Annotated in this window: 17 protein-coding genes; 3 read left to right on the top strand and 14 right to left on the bottom strand. The window is 45.7% G+C overall.

What is annotated here, in order from left to right:
- Window positions 1–10: 10 nt before the first annotated feature.
- The 3 genes from nrdD to HMPREF9124_RS02790 all read right to left on the bottom strand — a co-directional run bounded on the left by nrdD (window position 11) and on the right by HMPREF9124_RS02790 (window position 5397).
- A complete protein-coding gene (gene nrdD / locus HMPREF9124_RS02800; RefSeq protein WP_009429310.1) occupies window positions 11–2206 on the bottom strand; it encodes an anaerobic ribonucleoside-triphosphate reductase in 2196 nt (731 codons plus the stop codon).
- A 282-nt stretch (window positions 2207–2488) separates the two neighbouring features.
- A complete protein-coding gene (locus HMPREF9124_RS02795; protein WP_009429892.1) occupies window positions 2489–3130 on the bottom strand; it encodes an MBL fold metallo-hydrolase in 642 nt (213 codons plus the stop codon).
- Window positions 3130–5397, bottom strand: a complete 2268-nt coding sequence (locus HMPREF9124_RS02790) for a RelA/SpoT family protein (protein WP_009429649.1) — start codon at window positions 5395–5397, stop codon at window positions 3130–3132. The genes HMPREF9124_RS02795 and HMPREF9124_RS02790 overlap by 1 nt, the downstream gene beginning before the upstream one ends.
- Window positions 5398–5489: 92 nt before the next feature.
- Between HMPREF9124_RS02790 and HMPREF9124_RS02785 the strand changes: the two genes are divergently transcribed.
- Together HMPREF9124_RS02785 and HMPREF9124_RS02780 are read left to right on the top strand one after the other, a co-directional pair.
- Complete coding sequence (locus HMPREF9124_RS02785) at window positions 5490–5720, top strand: hypothetical protein (protein WP_009428551.1); 231 nt, start codon at window positions 5490–5492, stop codon at window positions 5718–5720.
- Between the two features lie 387 nt (window positions 5721–6107).
- Window positions 6108–6569 carry a CBS domain-containing protein gene (locus tag HMPREF9124_RS02780; RefSeq protein WP_036597937.1) on the top strand — a complete coding sequence of 154 codons (462 nt, stop codon included), beginning with the start codon at window positions 6108–6110 and terminating at the stop codon, window positions 6567–6569.
- Between the two features lie 13 nt (window positions 6570–6582).
- Here the strand turns inward: HMPREF9124_RS02780 and greA are convergent, their stop codons facing one another.
- From greA to HMPREF9124_RS02735, 10 genes are all read right to left on the bottom strand, one after another.
- Entirely contained in the window at window positions 6583–7086 is a 504-nt protein-coding gene (gene greA / locus HMPREF9124_RS02775) for a transcription elongation factor GreA (protein WP_009429650.1), read from the bottom strand.
- A gap of 6 nt (window positions 7087–7092) precedes the next feature.
- Entirely contained in the window at window positions 7093–7623 is a 531-nt protein-coding gene (locus HMPREF9124_RS02770; RefSeq protein WP_009427744.1) for an adenine phosphoribosyltransferase, read from the bottom strand.
- Window positions 7624–7759: 136 nt separating this feature from the next.
- Entirely contained in the window at window positions 7760–8347 is a 588-nt protein-coding gene (locus HMPREF9124_RS02765; protein WP_009428288.1) for an NUDIX domain-containing protein, read from the bottom strand.
- A 5-nt stretch (window positions 8348–8352) separates the two neighbouring features.
- Entirely contained in the window at window positions 8353–8718 is a 366-nt protein-coding gene (locus HMPREF9124_RS02760; protein ID WP_009427822.1) for a FeoB-associated Cys-rich membrane protein, read from the bottom strand.
- Between the two features lie 185 nt (window positions 8719–8903).
- Window positions 8904–10226, bottom strand: coding sequence for a hemolysin family protein (locus HMPREF9124_RS02755; protein ID WP_009428724.1), 1323 nt, complete (start codon window positions 10224–10226; stop codon window positions 8904–8906).
- 325 nt (window positions 10227–10551) lie between these two features.
- Complete coding sequence (locus HMPREF9124_RS02750; protein WP_009429079.1) at window positions 10552–11631, bottom strand: DUF3829 domain-containing protein; 1080 nt, start codon at window positions 11629–11631, stop codon at window positions 10552–10554.
- A gap of 174 nt (window positions 11632–11805) precedes the next feature.
- A complete protein-coding gene (locus HMPREF9124_RS12185) occupies window positions 11806–12204 on the bottom strand; it encodes an NYN domain-containing protein (protein WP_242821544.1) in 399 nt (132 codons plus the stop codon).
- A gap of 55 nt (window positions 12205–12259) precedes the next feature.
- A complete protein-coding gene (locus HMPREF9124_RS02745; RefSeq protein WP_009429776.1) occupies window positions 12260–14470 on the bottom strand; it encodes a GTP-binding protein in 2211 nt (736 codons plus the stop codon).
- A gap of 88 nt (window positions 14471–14558) precedes the next feature.
- Window positions 14559–15059: a shikimate kinase gene (locus tag HMPREF9124_RS02740; protein ID WP_009428219.1), complete on the bottom strand. Its 501-nt coding sequence runs from the start codon at window positions 15057–15059 to the stop codon at window positions 14559–14561.
- Between the two features lie 182 nt (window positions 15060–15241).
- On the bottom strand, window positions 15242–16957 hold the full coding sequence (locus HMPREF9124_RS02735; RefSeq protein WP_009429414.1) for a putative manganese-dependent inorganic diphosphatase: 1716 nt from the start codon (window positions 16955–16957) through the stop codon (window positions 15242–15244).
- Between the two features lie 177 nt (window positions 16958–17134).
- Here HMPREF9124_RS02735 and HMPREF9124_RS02730 point away from each other — a divergent pair, with 177 nt between their 5' ends.
- Window positions 17135–17989, top strand: a complete 855-nt coding sequence (locus tag HMPREF9124_RS02730; protein WP_009429903.1) for a DegV family protein — start codon at window positions 17135–17137, stop codon at window positions 17987–17989.
- 17 nt (window positions 17990–18006) lie between these two features.
- Here the strand turns inward: HMPREF9124_RS02730 and HMPREF9124_RS02725 are convergent, their stop codons facing one another.
- On the bottom strand, window positions 18007–19023 hold the full coding sequence (locus HMPREF9124_RS02725) for a peptidylprolyl isomerase (protein ID WP_009427771.1): 1017 nt from the start codon (window positions 19021–19023) through the stop codon (window positions 18007–18009).
- Window positions 19024–19034: the final 11 nt, after the last annotated feature.

Raw genomic sequence — 19034 nt, 5'->3', positions numbered from 1 at the left:
CTAAAGAAGTCTACAGGTGAAGTACCCGATCCTTTATCTCCTGTGTTCTCCCCTGATTCCAGAACTGGGTACCGATGTAGCCGCAGGTTCTTCTTGCCACGGACAGTAAGTCCTGGTTTGTATTTCCACAGTTCGGGCAGCGCCACTGGAGCTTTCCGTAGCTGTCTTCGATAATCTGAATCTCTCCGTCGTAACCGCAGGCACAACAATAGTCTGACTTGGTATTCAGCTCCGCGTACATGATGTTCTCGTAAATAAACTTCATGAGGCTCAGTACCGCCGGAATATTGTTCTGAAGATTCGGGACTTCCACATAGCTGATGGCTCCGCCCGGAGAGAGCTTCTGGAAGTCCGCCTCAAAGGAAAGCTTTGAGAACGCGTCAATCTTCTCCGAAACATGCACATGGTAGGAGTTCGTGATGTAGTTCTTGTCCGTCACACCGGGAATCTCCCCGAAGCGCTTCTTTAATGCTTTCGCAAACTTATAGGTGGTGGATTCCATTGGAGTTCCGTAAACGGAGTAGCTGATATTTTCCGCCTCTCTCCACTTCTTGCAGGAATCATTCAGCTTCTCCATAACCTTCAGGGAAAATTCTCTTCCCTGCTCTGTCGTATGGGAAACACCGAGCATGCGAACACACATTTCGTACAGACCCGCATAGCCTAAGGAAATGGTACTGTAGTTGTTGAAGAGAAGCTTATCGATGGTCTCCCCCTTCTTCAGTCTTGCAAGTGCGCCGTATTGCCAAAGAATCGGCGCCACATCGGATACCGTACCGAGCAGTCTTTCATGGCGAAGACGAAGAGCTCTATGACAAAGTTCCAGGCGCTCGTCTAAAATCTCCCAGAACTTCTCCATATCTCCGTCGGAAGAACAAGCCACATCCACTAAATTGATCGTTACTACACCCTGATTAAAACGACCATAGTACTTGTGCTTTCCATTTTCTCCGAGTCCTTCTTTATCCTCCGTAAGGAAGGAACGGCAGCCCATACAGGGATAAACATCGCCGCCTTTATACTCCTTCATCTTCTTTGCGGAAATATAGTCGGGAACCATTCGCTTTGCCGTACACTTTGCGGAGAGTTCCGTAAGATAGTAATAGGGGGAATTCTCATGGATGTTGTCTTCATCCAGCACATAAATCAGTTTCGGGAAGGCCGGCGTAATCCAAACGCCCTTCTCGTTCTTTACCCCCTGCATCCTCTGACGAAGCACCTCTTCGATAATCATGGCAAGATCATCCCGTACCGGCCCCTTCTCCACCTCATCCAGGTACATAAACATGGTCACAAAGGGGGCCTGCCCGTTACAGGTCATAAGGGTAATCAGCTGATACTGGATTGTCTGGATTCCGCTCTTGATTTCTTCTTTCAGACGACGATTCACAATTTTTGCGATAATTTCCTCGTCCATGTTTTCGCCGGTCTCTTTTCTTTCCTCGATAACCGCCTCTCTGATCTTCTGTCTGGAAATATCCACGAAGGGCGCCAAGTGCGAAAGGGTAAAGGACTGTCCGCCATACTGGTTGGAAGCCACCTGTGCCACAATCTGCGTGGTAACATTGCAGGCGGTAAAAAAGCTGTGCGGCTTCTCAATCATAGTTTCGGAAATCACGGTGCCGTTCTGGAGCATATCCTCCAAGTTAATGAGATCACAGTTATGCTCCTTCTGCGCATAGTAATCAGAATCATGGAAATGAATAATGCCGTCCTCATGGGCGTGCACAATATCTTCAGGGAGCAGAAGTCTCCTCGTTAAGTCCTTGGAAACCTCTCCTGCCATATAATCTCTCTGGGTAGAATTAATGACCGGATTTTTATTGGAATTCTCCTGCTTCAGTTCTTCGTTTGCCTGATCGATAAGCGCCAAAATGTCTTCATCCGTAGAGTTTGCCTTTCTTGCCATTTCTCTCTTGTAACGATAACGGACATACTTCTGTGCCACCTCATAACCGCGCATCTCCATAATGGCAGTCTCTACCATATCCTGAATTTCTTCGACGTTCACGGCATAGCTTTTTGTTTGAATCTTCTTTACCACGCTGTCCGCAGCTGCCTGAATCTGATAAGCATTCAACTGGTAGATCGGATCAACCTCCTTGTTGGCCTTCTCAATGGCATGGACAATCTTGGAAAGGTCGAACTTCACCTCTTTCCCGTTTCGCTTAATGACATTCTTCATGAGTAAAACTTCTGTTTCCATACTTCCCCCTAGCCGTGAAAAAAGCCGGAAAAGACCGGCTCTATGCACTTTCCGCTTGCTCTTTTTTATACCAATCCTGTCAAGTCTTAAATCCCGAACAAAACATGATATTGTTTAATTCTTCTATTCAAGCACTATATATTGTGTGACGCTCCCTATCATACGACAAAGATAAGCTTTTTAAAAGGGGAAAAAATAGAAAATTAAGTACAAAAAAAAGGAAAAATTTAGACATTTTCCTTTTCCATCATAAAGCTTCTTTCCTTGCAAAGCTCCGGGCTTTTACTCTCTGAAAAAATTCACCGGATTATAGCTCTTCTCATTCCGAATCGTCGTACTTTCCTCATGTCCCGGAAAAACCAGCGTCTCTTCCGGCAGTGTAAAAAGCTTTTCCCGGATACTTCGTATAATTTCTTTCTCGCTGCCGCTGTACAGATCGGTCCTGCCATAGGATTCGCAAAAAAGCGTGTCACCGCTGAACAGATAAGGAACTTCCCCCTCCACAAAAAAGCAGATAGACCCCCGGGTGTGCCCCGGAGTGGACAGAACCTTCCATTTTTTCCCTAAAAACTCCAATTCCTCTCCGTCCCGAAGCGCGGTAAAGTCTTGAATCTCCACATTGTCCTCCGGATCCCTTCCAGACATATTGAGCTGCCCGTTTCCAAGCATCTTTCTTTCTTCTTCCGCCGCATAAAGTGGAATCTTATATTTTTCTCTTAGAGCGGGAACGGCAAGAATATGATCAAAATGCCCATGGGTAAGAAGGATAGCCTGCGGATGCAGTTCCTCTTCTTCCAGGAAGGAGAGAATCCGTTCCGCTTCCGCTCCGGGATCAATTATGACCGCATCCCTGCTCTTCTTATCATAGACGATATAGCAATTGGTTCCAACAATGCCTACCACCATGCTTTTTACCTGCAGCATTATCCCTTCCCCCTTTCTATCTCGTAAACACCCTGGATTTTCCTTAATTTTCCAATGATCCCGTTTAAAACTTCCTTGTTCGGTACCTCGAAAGAAAGAAGAATCGTTACCTTCCCGTTCTTTGAGGAGTGCGTGTTCATTCCTTGAATCGCAATGTTATCGTCTGATAAAACCTTGGAAATATCCACAATCAAGCCCACACGGTTATTGGTGAAAATCTGCAATTCCGTAGCATAACTCTCTCCGTTTCCGGGATTGCTTTCCCACTCTACCTCGATTCGTCTTGCCTTCTCATCTTCCGACAAATCCATGATATTAATGCAATCGGTTCGATGTACCGTAATACCGCGGCCTCTCGTCACAAAACCGACTACCTCATCCCCCGGCACCGGATTGCAACATCGGGCATAGCGCACCGCAAGGTCGTGGATTCCTTTCACAATAATACCGGACTTGGATTTCCGAATGACCTCCGGCTTTCTCGTCAAATCTTCAATATTCTTTAATACGGTCTTATCATCAATATTCTTGTCTTCCGCCTTGTGCTTCGCATCCAGAAGTTTGGCAATGACTTGGGATTCTTTGATTCCCCCTCTTCCTACAGCGGCAAGAACACTATCCCAATCTCTATAGCTGTAGCGACGGAGAACCGCCTCAATATATTCCGGCTTCGTAAGCTCGGGAAGGGAAATCCCTTTGGCCTTCACATACTTATCAAGAAGATCCTTCCCCCTGTCCAGATTCTCATCCTTCTGCTCATGACGGAACCACTGGTTAATCTTATTCTTGGCCTGTGTGGACTTGACAATCTTCAGCCAGTCCCGGGAAGGTCCCCTGGAGTTTTGGCTCGTAATGATGTCTACACGATCTCCATTTTGTAATTGATACTCTATCGGAACGAGCTTATCGTTGACCTTCGCCCCGACCATCTTGTTTCCCACGGCAGAGTGAATCGAGTAGGCAAAGTCAATCGGCGTGGAACCCTGCGGAAGGTTTTTAACATCTCCTGTAGGAGTAAAGCAATATACATTGACATTAAAGAGAGAGAGGTCGGACTTGACCATATTCATAAATTCCTTGGAATCCGACTCATCCTTCTGCCATTCCAGAATTTCATGCAGCCACTTCATCTTGGACATCTCCGTCTCCGTGGCCTTCTTGTCGGAGCCTCCCTGCTCCTTATACTTCCAGTGTGCAGCAATACCGAATTCTGCCGTTCTGTGCATCTCAAAGGTTCGAATCTGAATCTCAAAAGGCACGCCGTCTCTTCCGATAACCGTAGTGTGCAGTGACTGGTACATATTGGGCTTCGGCATCGCAATATAGTCTTTAAAACGTCCGGGAATCGGCCGGTACATCTTGTGAATGACGCCCAACACCGCATAGCAATCCCGCACGGACTCTACAATAATCCGAATGGCAAAGAGATCGTAAATCTGGTCAATGGTCTTATTTTGATTGACCATTTTTTTATAGATGGAGAAAAAGTGCTTAATTCTCCCCTTGATATTTGCCTCGATTCCGCTTTCCTCGATATGCTCCCGCACCTCTTCCACGATAGCATTGATACGGTCTTCTCTCGCCTCTCTCTTAAAATGGACCTTATCCGCAAGATCGTAGTAAACCTCAGGCTCCAAATACTTTAAAGAAAGGTCGTCCATTTCAATCTTAATTTTGCTGATACCGAGACGATCCGCAAGAGGAGAGTAAATTTCCAAAGACTCTCTGGCTTTTTCCTTCCGTTTTTCCGGGCTTTGGTATTCCAGTGTTCTTAAGTTATGCAGCCTGTCGGCGAGCTTTATGATAATAACCCGGATATCCTTGGCCATGGAGACAAACATTTTTCGGAGGTTCTCCGCCTGCATCTCCACCTTATCCGAATTCAGGTTTAATTTTGTCAGTTTGGTTACGCCGTCTACCAGGGTAGCCACATCCGGATTAAACTCCTTCTCTACCTCCTCCAAGGTCATACCCGTATCTTCCACCACATCATGAAGAAGCCCTGCTGCTATGGTTTCTTTGTCCATCTCCAAATCGGCAAGAATAATCGCAACGCAAAGCGGATGTATAATATAGGGTTCCCCTGACTTTCTCTTCTGCTCCTTATGTTGCTCCTTCGCCACTTCGTAAGCCTTCGTAATCATGGAAAGGTCTTCCGAAGGATGATAGGAACGCACATCTTTAAGAAGCATCTCTAACAGCTCTTCAGGAGGAGTATTGTCTTTCGGTCTCTCCAGAGCCCTGTCTTCCTTCTTATCTATCAGCATAATGACTCCCATTCCTACAATATACGGCTATTTTACCCTGTTCCTTAAGCCTTGTCAAAATGCCTCTCTATTTAGATGCAGCAGTCTGGAATGTGATTCAGGATCTTGGAGATAAGCTGGTGCATGATGAGAAGGAGCTGGTAGAAACAGGAAAGAAGGAAGATTTAAGGGAGAGCCGGGAAGTCTCTGTATTTGAAGAAGAGAAACTGGAGGGAATCGCAGGAAGTTGCTTTCTATGGCGGGGTATTAAAGAATCTTTGCGAGGGCTTAGGCTCTGCACGAAAAAGACGGTCGCGAGGCTTCCGTTGGGAGCTGCGCTCTAGCAACGAAGGCGGGCGCATGTTTGAGCCCGAAGGGCGAGTTTGCGCAGGAGCCTGAGTGAAAAAGCGAGTGCAGCGAGTAGGAAACGTAGTGTGTCTTTGAGGCAGAGTCTAAGCAAAGCAAGACATTTCTGTATGATGGGGTTGCCAACGATTACTTGACAGTAACGCGAGATGTTCTCGTATATTTCTATTTTTATTAAGGACAAAGACACAATTCCGTCATATCTTTCCGCTAAAATTTCCTTCAGGAAGCCGGAGTGAGAACGTGCCTTATCGAGAAACCGCGTGAATCGTGAAAAAGCAATGATTTCTTTGTATTGCTTCAATTTTTTTAGGAAAACAGTCGATATAGTAAAGGCAAACAAAAAAGTGAGAGGTTGTGCTTTTATGAATATTTTATTTTTCATGACCCCGAAGTGTGATGTAGCTTATGTGGAAGAAGAAGATAGCTTGCGAAACACCTTGGAAAAGATGGAATTTCATCGTTATTCTTCTATCCCGGTACTGACAAAGGATGGAAAATTTGCAGGGACCCTGACCGAAGGGGACCTTTTATGGGAAATCAAAAATCAATTGAAGCTGGACTTACGGGAATCCGAAAAAGTTCTGGTAAAGGACATCCCTATGCGAAAGCATTTTGAGGCAGTCGGCATCAACAGCTCTATGGAGAGCCTGGTACACAAGGCCGTTACACAGAATTTTGTACCGGTCGTTGATGATGTAGGGCATTTTATCGGGATTGTAAAGCGCAGGGAGATTATGAATTATCTCTACCGCCATGCCGACTTCCATCATCTGGACGCGGAGGCCCTTAATACTATTCCTTTAGACAGAGTCAGTTTGGGCTAAAAAAAGAGAGCATCTAAAACTTTCGGATGCTCTCTTCTTCTTTTTCTCCCGTTTTTTCTATTTTTCGAATCTCCACGGAATACGAAATCCCGTTTTCCGGTAGAACCTCAACTCTTTGGCCGAGTTTCTTTCCGATAATCGCCTTCCCCAAAGGGGAGATGTTGGAGATTTTTCCTTCCAGGGACTGTCCGCGGATGGAAGTCACGATGCGGTAGACCTCCTCTTCTTCCTCTTCCGGAAAATAGAGGGTCACCGTATCATTCATTCCCACCTCATCCGCCTTGCTTTCTGTGGAAATCACTTTGGCAAACTTCAAAATTCTTTCCAGATAACGGATACGGGACTCATTCTGATTTTTCTCTCTCTTTGCGGCATAGTACTCAAAGTTTTCCGACAAGTCTCCCTGCGCTCTGGCTTCCTTCACCGCTTCAATCAGATTCGGACGAAGCTCCAGCTTTCTTTTCAGAATCTCCGCCTCAATCTTTCGGACATCCTCTTTCGTTAATTCTTCAGACATGACAGATTATTTTCCTTCATAACAAATAAGCGATTCCAGTTCGTAACCGGCAAGCTTCTTTCTTCCTTCCAGTCCGGCAAGCTCCATGACCACGGAAATCTTGACTACTTCTCCCCCCAGCTTTTCCACGAGCTTACAAGCCGCTTCCAAGGTCCCTCCGGTGGCAATCAAATCATCCACAATCACTACCTTCATCCCTTTTTGAATGGCATCTTTATGAATTTCCACCTCCGCCTTACCGTATTCCAGATCATAGGCTACGGAAACCGTTTCTCTGGGAAGTTTTCCCTTCTTTCTCACCGGCACAAATCCTTTATGCATCTCATAGGCAATTGCCGTTCCGAAAATAAAGCCTCGGCTTTCCAAACCGATTACCAAATCAAAGTCAACTCCCTTAAGAGAATGAATGAGTCCGTCTACGGAATCCTTCAGTCCGTCCGGGTCTTGAATCAAAGAAGTAATATCTCTGAAGATGATACCTTTCTCGGGAAAATCCGGAATGGATAAAACATAATCTGCCAAATGCTCTTTTTTCATACTCTCCTCATTTCTTTACTCGCCTTTCCTCAATCGGCGAATAAATCCCCCTAAAACTTGATACCGCACGCTTTACGCACGTTACTTGTTATGAACGGAATATTGCGCCTGCGCACCGTTCTCGTCCTCCATAAGTCTACTGCTTCTCTTTTTGCAGCTTTACCGCATAACTCTGTATCGCCGCCACGGTTTTTCCGTCCGTCAGCTTCCCGGCAAAAATCAACTCCTGCAGGTCGGAAAGTTCCCATTCCTCCAGGAAAATCTCCTCATCCACGTCAAAATGTTGCTCTCCCTTTTGCAAGTCTTTTGCCACATAGATGCCTATTTTTTCATCTAAAAAGGCCACCGTAGTATTCACAAAGAGTAAGAACTCCCAGTTTGCACTGCTGAAGCCCGTTTCTTCCTGCAATTCCCGCTTCGCGCAAAGAAGAAAATCCTCGTCCTCGCTGTCTCTCTTCCCGGCGGGAATTTCCAAGGTATAACGGTTCAGTGCATGACGAAACTGTTTCACCATCAGAATCTTTCCGTTGGCAAGCACCGGAAGTACGGCAGCCGCCCCCATGTGGTGAATAAAGTCCCAGTGGGTCTTATGCCCTCCCACATCGACATAGTCATCATAGACCTCTAAAACGGAACCCTTGTACTTTAAAGTTCTTTCCAGAAGCGTTACCGGTTTTTTTACCTCCGCATCTTCCTTCTGAAAGTCTTTCGTCTCTTCTTTCATTTTTATTACTCCATCTCCACATGAGAAACGCCATAGCCCGCCTTATTCACCCACTCTCGAATTTCCAGCTCACTATGTGCTTCCTTCATGCGAACTTCCGCGGTTTTCTTCTTCAGGTCTACGATTCCCCAGACTCCATCAACGGAATTCAGGGCATTTTCCACCTTATTCTTACAGTTTTCACAGTGCATATCTTCCACATTCAGTACAGCCTTGAACGGATAATGCTGAGGATTGTCGTCTTTCACTCCGACTTTTTGAACAGAGCACTCTCCTCCGCCGCAACAACCACTCTTCCCTCTTTTAATCATACTCCGTACTGCAAAAAACACAATCACTGCAAGTAAAGCGCCAATCACATAATTTCCCATTTTTCTGCCTCCTTATCTTTGTAGACGAGATATCGCACACTTTGCACACGATACTCGCTATGAACAAGATGTCACAAGCTTCGCCTGCGCCACTTGTTATGAATAAAAGTAAACCGAATTAGCTAAATCTAACTCCATTTTTCAGGCTTTTCAAGGGAAAATTTTCTTAAAAAAGAATTCCTTTATCAGTCTTCCTCTTCTTTCTTCTCCTCCGACTCGATTAAGCGCACTACCGTCTTTCCGATTCTATGCCCCTTAATCTCCGCTACATCAATGCTTAAATTATCCGTATCCAGGTGGAAAGTGCTTCCGTCCTCCGGTACCTTACCGAGAATCCCCATGATGTATCCGCCGAAGGTGTCTGCCGCTTCCGGATCCAGATGAATCTTTAATTCTTCATTGACGTCTTCCAAATCTGCAGTACCGAGAATAATCCATTCCTTTTCTCCTACCGCCTCAATCGGCTCCGGCTCGGGAATCTCATCTTCTTCCTGCAGGTCTCCCACTAGGGCTTCAATCAGGTCATGCAAGGTAACAATCCCCGTCATCCCTCCATACTCATCGAGCACCACGCCGTAGTATTTTCTTTCCTTCTTCATGGTTTCAAAAAGATCGGATACCTTCATATTCTGTGAAATAAAGAAAGGGCGGTCTACCGCATTTTTCATCACATTCTGACGACTCAGATCATTCAGACGGAAATAGTCCTTCGTATTCAGGATTCCGATGATATCATCATCGTCTTTTCCGCAAATGGGATAGCAGGCAAAGCGGTGTTCATGAATGGTCCGTCTCCACTGTTTGTCCGTATCTTCAATATAAAGCATTGCCACATCGGTTCTGTGGGTGCAGACATCCTCCACCGTCAAATCATTAAATTCGAAAACATTCTGAATAAACTCATTTTCCGTAGACTCAATCGTTCCCTTTTCCAGGCCTTCATCCACCATCATCAGGATGTCTTCCTCGGAAATGTGAGAAGGGTCTTCATCCGGATCGATGCCGATTAAACGAAGAATGGCATTGGTGGATGCGGAAAGAAGAAAAACGAGAGGCGTTGCCAATACGGAAACAAGGACAAGAATCGAAGCAATATTCAAAGCAATGGCCTCGGTATGCACCTGTGCAAGCCTCTTCGGAACAAGTTCTCCGAAAACAATACTGATGTAAGATAAAATAAGCGTAATCAGCACAATGGAAATAGGATGAACCACCTCTACCCTTAAGCCCGGAATAAGACGCATGACCAAACTGTCCAATAGCCCCGCAAAGCCCTCGGCCGCAAAAGCACTGGAAAGAAAGCCGGCAAGAGTAATCGCTACCTGTATTGTTGACAAAAAGCGAGAAGGTTCCTCCGTGAATTTTAAAAGCTTCTTTGCCTTCTTGTTTCCTTCCTCACTCAATTTCCTTATTTTTGTTTCCCCTACCTGTAAAACGGCGATTTCCGCACAGGAAAAAAATCCGTTTACCAGAATCAATATAAATAAGAGTATAACTCTTCCCACCATAGCGGTCCTTTATTCCTCCTTAAACTTCAACTTACTTCTGAAAACACCCTGAAACAACGTTTTTTTACAAGCAGAAAAAGGCATAGCAGAATTCCACTATACCTTCTTTTTTCTATTCCTTAAACATGATTGTAATACTTAGAGTAGGAGTTTCTGTATTCCCGTCTCCGTCGTCCATGACTGTTCCTTTCCCAAGTTGTCTTTGATTAATAACGGGATTATACGGAAACTTCTCTGCTTTGTCAAATTTCCCGTCTTATAACTCTTCGGCTTATTCCTTCCGGCTATAAGAAAGGAGGAAATTGTCCCTCCGGGAAGCTCCTTCTTAGCCTATTACATCATTATAGCGGGAAGTCACATCTGAACCGCACTTTATCAAACGCTCCAAGGATCCTTCCGTTGTGCTGAGAGTTAATTTCTCCGCTTCAGAATACGCTCTCTGCTCATCCACACGGGAAAGTAAGGCCTGCGTCTGTACCTTGAACTCTGTAATGGCATTGTTAAAGAAACTGAGCTGTCCGCTCTTATAGCTTTCAAAGCCTTCCTTTTCCAGCTCCGCTTCGTCCTTGAAGTTCACTGCAAATTCGGCAAGTACTGCGGCCATTTCCTCGTATTTCGGACGAATCTCCGTCACATCCAGGGAAAGGACATTTTCATCCGAGATATCCTCCTGCTTGTAAATGGCATTCATGATTTCAGACTTTAACATCGTGAGCTTCAGCATCTGATAGCGCACCGTATAGCCTTCCTTTTCGAAACGTTCCAGGTCTCTCGCCTGCTGCTCCTGTAAAATGGCTCTTAAGCTGTTTAAATAGGGAAGTCTCTCATCGTCATAGGCATTGACTGCCGGAACAAAACGACTGTGAATTTCCTGTCCCTTGGCATAATTGTCATCCAGATAGCCCTTCTGATTTCCGTAGTTTCCGGCTTCATCCAAAACCTCCATTAAGGCTCTTAAGGTCGGAATCATGGTAAGCGCATGCTCATCCATTTCCTTATAGCTTGTGCCCAAATCCGCTTGCGATTCCACCTCATCCAGGAATTCATAATCATGGTTGCTGAAGGTTGTCGTGATATAAGATCCCCCCTCAATAGGAGAAAAGTCTCCCGATGCGGCTACACCGTTAAAATATCGATCCAGAGATTCTTCCACATCTCCGGTCATAAAGTTACTTAAATCAACATAGTTGTTATAGGCTTCCAAGTCGCTTGCTGGAGGAAGGTCTTCATAGGAGTCTTTATCTCCCTGAAGGGCTCCCATCAGATTGTTCAGTGCCTCATTCTTTCCGTTATCGGTATTCCCCTTTTCATTCTGAAAGGCATTCTGTGCATCCTTCAATTCTTTGCAGGCGGAAAGACTGCAGATTAATACAAGTACCGTTAGTCCCAGACTGATTTTTTTCACTTTTTCTCTCCCTTTTTTCTAGGCTGTTCTAAACATATTTAATCGGTAAAACGAAATTCCTTAAATTTTCAACAAATATAGTGAAAATTCATGCTCTCGTTTTTCTTCATACGTTTCGTATTCTACCATCCTTAAAAAGGCAGGTCAAACGGAATCACAGCTCCATTTCGGAAATCACAGCTCCATTTCGGAAATCTGCCTTCGCATCTCTTCCAGGATGCCGTAAAATTCTCGTGAAGAATAACGGCTGACCCCTTTTCCGGAAAAGGCCTGCACCTGCACCGCCTGATCCGAAGTCACAATACTGACCGCTCTTCCCTTTTCCGAGAATTCCTTCGCCATTTTGGTCAAGGTAAAATCGGCGCTTTCCCCTTCCTTTGTAAAAATCAGCTCCAGATTTTTCCCGAACCGCTGTTTCGTTCCGGGGTTTCCCTTTACATGGTACGCATCAAAGATAAGATAAACCTCCGTATCGTAAAACACCGCATATTCGGACAAATACTGAATAACCTTCTCCCGTCCCGCCATAAGATCTTCTTTCGCAAGTTCCTTTAGAGCATCTTTTGCAAACATAAAATTATAGCCGTCCACAAGGAGCAATTTTTTCTTCGAGACCGTGCTCTTCTTTTCATACTGCTCCCTTGCCGCCCTCTGCTTCTCTTCTTTTTCTCTGGATAAAATAAGCTTTTGTTCGGAGAGCAGGGCTTCCTTTCCCCTGTTCCGTACAGGGCCGAAGGTTCTTAAAAAGATTTCCTCCAGTTCGATATCCTGAATATAGGCTCCGGTTTTTTCTTTTTCTTTTTCCTTCCTTAGTCTTCGCTTCTCTTGGCACGCTATGCCCTTCCGAAGCCTCCTCTTCCTCCGGGAAGAAGTCCTGTGCGGATTCATCCGCTCCAAAAAGAAGTTTATCCGTTTGTTCCGAATCACCGGTACGTTCCAAAAGGATTTCTCTTTCTTTTTCTTCCGTAAGCTTCTCAAAAGAAGAAAAGCGATAGCCGACCTCCGCCTGAAGCCTCTGTAAATCCCCCAGCAGGGAGGGAAGGTTCTCTCCGGACAGCCTCCCCTTAAGAATGACTCTTTCTCCTTCTTGTAGGAGCTCCTCCTGACGTCCCTTTGCTCTTTCTATCGTTTGCATGACTGCCCCAAGTTCAGTCTGCTTCACAGCGACGGAATAGGAAAAGCAGGGCTGAAAAAGGTGAAGTCCGGCACTTTTCTCCGCCATAAAAAGAGCCTCCGAAACCGCCGCTTTCAAATCCGTAAAATAGGAACTGCTCTCCCGATAGTCCGCCTCTATAATTTCAATTCCGTAGTGCGTATACGGCCCGCCGAGGCAAGGCCCCTTTATCTCCACCACCTGCCACTCCGTCTCTAAACGGCTCATCCAATCCTTTCGCAAGTTCAGATTCTCTGCAAAGCCGATTCTCCCGGGTTTCGCTTCTTCCGCCTTTTCCGTATTTCCGCTACTCTTCTGTCCTTCTTCAGAGGGAAAAAGGCGCAGACTTAAAGCAAAATAATGCCCCGGACTCTCTATTACCGCTCTTCCGTAAGCTTCCTTCCTCGGCCCCTCCCCGTAAATCAATTCTATGGGAGAAAATACCGCAGTCTGTCCCGTTCTCTTCCGGAAAAGATCCTCCAGAAGTTCTCGCTGTAAGGCCCCAAGCGAACGAATACGGACCTTTTTTCCCTCTTCCGCGATATGCAGATTCCACTCGGGGAATTCTTCGGAGAGGTCTCGAATCTCTTCCGCATAGCGTAAAATGTCTCCCTCTTGAATCGAGAGCTCCACTTGGAAAAGGCTCCCCTCTTGCGCTTCTTTTTCCTTCTCAAACGGGAAGACACCCGGACTGATTCTTTCCGAAACCGGTGCAGTAAAGAGACTCCCCGCTTGAACCTCACTCAGTTCCGTATATTTTTCACCTTCTTCCAGTCTAAGTTCCGTCAGTTTTTCCCCGGGAAGCCACTCTTCCCGTAAAGTTAAGCGCCCCGTGAAAAGTCTGGCCTTCGCCACTCTTCTGCCTTTCTCATCTCGGGTAATCTTATAAATATAGCCTCTCTTCTCCTCTTGCCCGGCTTCCGCTTTCGGATTGATGCAAAGGACGGTAAGCGCCTCTAAAAATCGACCAATCCCCTCCTGCTTTAAAGCCGATCCGAAAAATACGGGTATAAGAGAAGCTTTTCGTATCAAACTGCGCACACGTTCCGGACTTACGTTTCCGCTCTCCAGATATTCCTCCGTACTTTCCAAAGAGGAGAGGGCTATGGATTCCATCAGTTCTCTCTCCTCTTTACTGAACGTATCGCTTTCCGTTTCTTTGTTCGGTGCTCCTCCGTCTCCCTCTTCTGTCCGAAATGCCATACTCGGAAAGGCGGTAAAATCGAGGACATTTTGCTTTGGAAAATGGTTTTTCAGTTCCTCTAAAATACTCTCCCTTTCCCCTTGAAATAAGTCCATTTTATTCACAAAAATAAAGAGAGGAAGCCTTTCCCTTTCGATAAGGTCCCGTAATTCTTCTTCCCTTTTTCCGATTCCTTCTCTGGCATCCAAAAGAAGAACGCCGTAGTCCAGAACCTTTAATGCTCTTTCCATCTCTCCGGAGAACTCCCTGTGTCCCGGTGTATCCAAAAGAAAAAAGCGCTTATTTTCCCTCGTAAAATAAACACTCTTTGCATAAATCGTTATTCCTTTTTTCCGCTCCAAGTCATCATGGTCCAGCACACTGTCTCCATGATCCACACGGCCTTTTTTCCGAATCTCCCCGCTTTCAAAAATCAAACTTTCCGAAAGACTGGTTTTTCCTCTGTCTACATGGGCCAAAAAGCCCAGAACGATATTTTCCATCTTTTACTGCCTATTCTCCGTTTTCGACTCTTTTGCATCATGATCCGTAAGGAATATTCGCGTGCTCTCTTATATCGAAAAAACGCTCTTATTCTGCACTGTCCAGATATTGCATTATCTTCTGCACACAAGCCCCGGAAGACAGGCCACGCTCTTCCAGTGTATATTCCGCATATTTCCGATAAAGCGCTGTCCTCTCCTCATACAAGTCCTGTAAGGTGAAGCCTTCCGGAATCGCCACGCCGCGTTTTACCGGATCGCCGATTCTCTTCAGCATTTCTTCATAGGGAATATCCAGGAAAATAACTCTCGAAATCTTTTGCAGATGTCGCATCGCTTTTTCTCCGTAGCAGATGGAACCGCCCGGTGCAATCACCGTATTCTCCACCGAAAGAGAGGCTCCGGTTTCCTCTTCCAAGCGCAGGAAACCCTCCCTGCCTTCTTCCGCAATGATTTCCCGAAGCAGCTTCCCGGTATTTTTTTGAATCAGGGTATCCAGATCCAGGAAAGTCATTTTCCTTCTTTTGGCCAGCATCTTTCCCAGAACGCTTTTTCCGCTGGAAGGCATGCCGATTAGACATATATTCATTCGTATTTCCTCTTTTTGCTTTCCTTTTCCATCTTCCTCCTCGCGGGGGTATCCTTGCTGCTCCTTACTGAACCGCAGTTCTCCAAGCCATCGTTCCTCCTCACGGGGTATCCTTGCTGCTCCTTACTGAACCGCAGTTCTTCAAGCCATCGTTCCTTCCCGCGGGAGGTATCCGGCTCTCCTTACAGCTGTTCCGCAAAAAGGGAAAGTGGCGGAATCAACTGCTTTTTACGGGATACCATTCCCGGAATCCGCAGGGAATACCCCTCCACGTTCTCCTTATCCAATTTAAACTGCAGCTTCTCCGGTTCATTGGAAAAGGCCATATGCATCAATTCTCCGGAATGGGAGCCCACGGCAAGGAGTACCGTATCCTGCTCCAAGATATTCGTAAGCATAACAAAAACCATGCCGAGATTTTCCACTTCCAAAGCCGTCTTTGCAAAATGCAGCAATCTCTTCTGCAACGCAGTAAGCTCTTCTTCATTTAAAGAAGTAATCTGGCTCACACCGAAACGAATCTTTCCGGCGGAAAAAATCTTGAAATCCTGATAGAAAATCTCCTTATCGGTCTTTTTCTTTAAATTGGAGGTGGTCGCAAACATTTCCATTGCGTACTTTTCAATGTCTACGCCGGCGATTTCCGCAAGTTCCCTTGCCGCCTTCTCATCCACAGGAGTGCAGGTCGGAGAACGGAACAGGAGCGTATCCGAAATGATGGCGGACATCAAGAGTCCCGCCGTCTTCTTATCTACGGAAACCCCATTTTCCTTGTAAATCTGGTAAATGATGGTGCTGCAACAGCCCAGCGGCTGGTTTCTGAAGCTCACCGGAGAGAGTGTTTGTATGGTGCCCAGCCGGTGATGATCAATAATCTCCAGAATTTCGGCATTTTCCATCCCTTCCAGAGCCTGCCCGAGCTCATTGTGGTCGACCATGATGACTTGCTTCCCGTGTGCGCCGAGCAAATTTCTGCGGGAAATCATCCCCAGATATTTTCCTTCCTTATTTAAAACAGGAAAATCTCTGTGCCTCTTGTTTGCCATAACCTCTTTAATATCATCGATATAGTCGTCTTCCCCAAAGCTGAGAATCCCTTCCTTGGTCATGAAAAAATCAATCGGAATGGACTGGTTAATGAGACGTGCTGCCGTGTAGGCATCATAAGAGGTCACCATAATAATCATGCCGTTATGTTCCGCAAGGTCCCGAATCGTCGGGGAAACATTGGCGCCCTCACAGATGATGATGCAATCCGCCCCGTTATCCAGAGCAGAGAGCTGACTCTCCGCACGATTTCCCAGAATCACGATGTCATGCGGTTCAATATAGTAGTTCATCATCTCCGGATTGGCTGCCGCAATCACAACCTTTCCTTTTTCACAAAAACGCTCAATATCTCCCGTAACACGGGTAGCTTCCAGTGTTTCCAAAATATTCTTAAATTGTGTTTTGGCTGTGGAAATCACGGCGGAGTCGTAAACGTTCATGTAAGACTTTGCAATATCCGAAATGGTGATGAGTCCCTCCAGAATGCCTTCCTCCGTGACAGCCGGAAGAGTCACGACATGACTGTCTCGCATAATCTGATACGCCTGCTTTAACGACATATTTTTAGGAACTCCCGGCGTCTTTCGATACGCCACATCCGAAACCTGCGTTTTGACACTTTCCAGTAAGCGCGGCTTCTCCTCCTTAAAATAGTCTAATACGAAACTTGTCTCCGTATTGGGATTTCCCGCCCGACAGGGAATATAGCGATTGGTATGGTTGATTATATTTTTTAAACGTGCGTAAGCAATGGCTGCACAGATGGAATCGGTGTCCGGGTTCCGATGTCCGGTCACGAGTATATCTCTTTCCATGTTATGAGAAAGCTGTTCCTCTACTATCGACATATCTTTTTCCTTTCTTTTACTCTATTGGAAAAAATCTTATTGCATGTACTGTTCCGTGTCAAGGATAGCTTGACATTCCCATATTCCAGTAAGTATAATTTCCATGTAGTTTCAAGAACTACATTGTATGCAATTTTATTAGAAATCAGATTTCCTGATGCAGAAAGAGGCTACGCTATGTCCTATCAAATCATCGCAGACAGCTGTGGAGACTTTACAGAGGAGATGAAACGAAATCCTGTTTTTAAGACTGTACCGCTCACTCTGGAAATTGGCTCCTATTCCATTTTGGATGATGAGCATTTTGACCAGTTGGATTTTATTCAGAGGGTAAATGCTTCTCCTGTAGGCCCCAAGACCGCCTGTCCTTCCCCGGAAGCTTTCCAAAAAGCCATTGAGGAATCGGATGCCGACGAAGTCTATATCGTCACGATTTCCGATTCTCTGTCCGGTACTTTTCAGGCTGCCAAAATCGGCCAAAGCTTATATGAAGAGAATGGCAAGAAAGGGGAGAAGAAGATTCACATCTTCAATTCTCTATCCGCAAGTGCAGGAGAATGCAAGCTTTGTCTGGACATTCAGGAATTAAAAGAAGCCGGTAAACCGTTCGAGGAAGTGGTTGAAACCGTTGAGAAAGCCTGCTCCGATATCAATACCCTCTTTGTTCTGGAAAGTCTGGATACCTTGCGGAAAAACGGACGTCTTACCGGGATAAAATCTTTCTTGGCAAGTGCCTTAAACATTAAGCCCATCATGGGTGCGGTGAACGGCACCATCATCCAGCTCGGCCAGCAAAGAGGCATACAGAAGGCCCTTCGAAAAATGGTGGAGCTCGCAGTAGAAAGAGCCGGCGGACCCGAAGCCACAAAAAGGAAACGACTGGTGATTACCCATGTCAATGCGCCGGAAAGAGCCGAGCAGGTGAAAGCCGACTTCGAGAAGCTGGCAAGTTTTAAAGAAATTATCATCACCAACGCCATGGGTGTCGCAACAATTTATGCCAATGACAAGGGAATTGTAGTTGCCCTGTAAAAAAAGTGGAGCAAGCTTTATTGCTCCACTTTTACATATTCCTGATAAACTGAGAAAAAGAAATCCGCGGTGCTCCCCTCTCCTGCATTCAAATCAATCTCTTTCCAAAAAGGCTCGCGAAAACGCACAATATGTTCTTTCTGATAAGCGTCATAGCTTTCATTAAAGCGCAGAACCCGGATAGAATTCTCCAGGCGTTCCTTCCTGTCCCTTGTTGCCTCCTCATCGTAGGAATTGATGCAATGCAGGATGTAATACTTTCCATTTTCCGAAATAATGTCCGAAATCTCGTTATTCTGTAAAGAAAAGGCAACTTCATAATATTGATCTTCCTTTTCTCCAAAAGAAAGTTGCTTCAGAATCTCCGGATCCTCTGAATATTGTCTGGCATAGTAGCTGAAATTAGCGCCCTGCGCCCTCACCTTTTCCAGAAGGTCTTTCGCCGTATCTTCATTGCTCAGAACAATTTGCTCTATGCTGATTACCTTGGACTCCGCCGCACTCAGCTCCGTATCCACGGAAGAAAGGAGGGACTCAGCCGTTTTTTCTGCCGTGAAATAGGCTACATACATATCCACTACATCTTTTTCCGTACAGTCGCCGAAGAAGCTCTTGTCCTCCGGCGTAAGTGCTCCGTAAAACTTAGTCGCCGCCTTCCGAATGCTGTCCATCTCGGTCGAGTTCGGAAGTATGCCTTTTTCCTCCGCAAGAAGATTCAAAGTGCGGATGTCCTGCAGAAATTCCTTATTCTTCTCTATGAAATACGCCCCATAGGTCTTTTGAATCTGTCCGCTGATCGGCAAATTCCATATTTCTTTTCCCAGAATATTCTGATAGCGGTTTCTTTCCGACCCCAGTACCAGCATAGCCTGCTGCTTCGTATAGCCCGGAACATTCTCCGTCTTTCCGCTTATCGCAATCCCTTTACAGGAAACCAGGATAAACGAGAAAAGAAGAGTCAGAATAACGCAAAAAGACCTTTTCTGTTTCAGAAAAAAGCCTCCCTTATCTCCCAAGCCAAAGCACTCCTTCATCTTCCCTTACT

The sequence above is a fragment of the Oribacterium sp. oral taxon 108 str. F0425 genome (assembly GCF_000214455.1).
GTDB classification, from domain to species: domain Bacteria; phylum Bacillota; class Clostridia; order Lachnospirales; family Lachnospiraceae; genus Oribacterium; species Oribacterium asaccharolyticum.
This window is presented reverse-complemented; position numbering and strand designations above follow the sequence as displayed.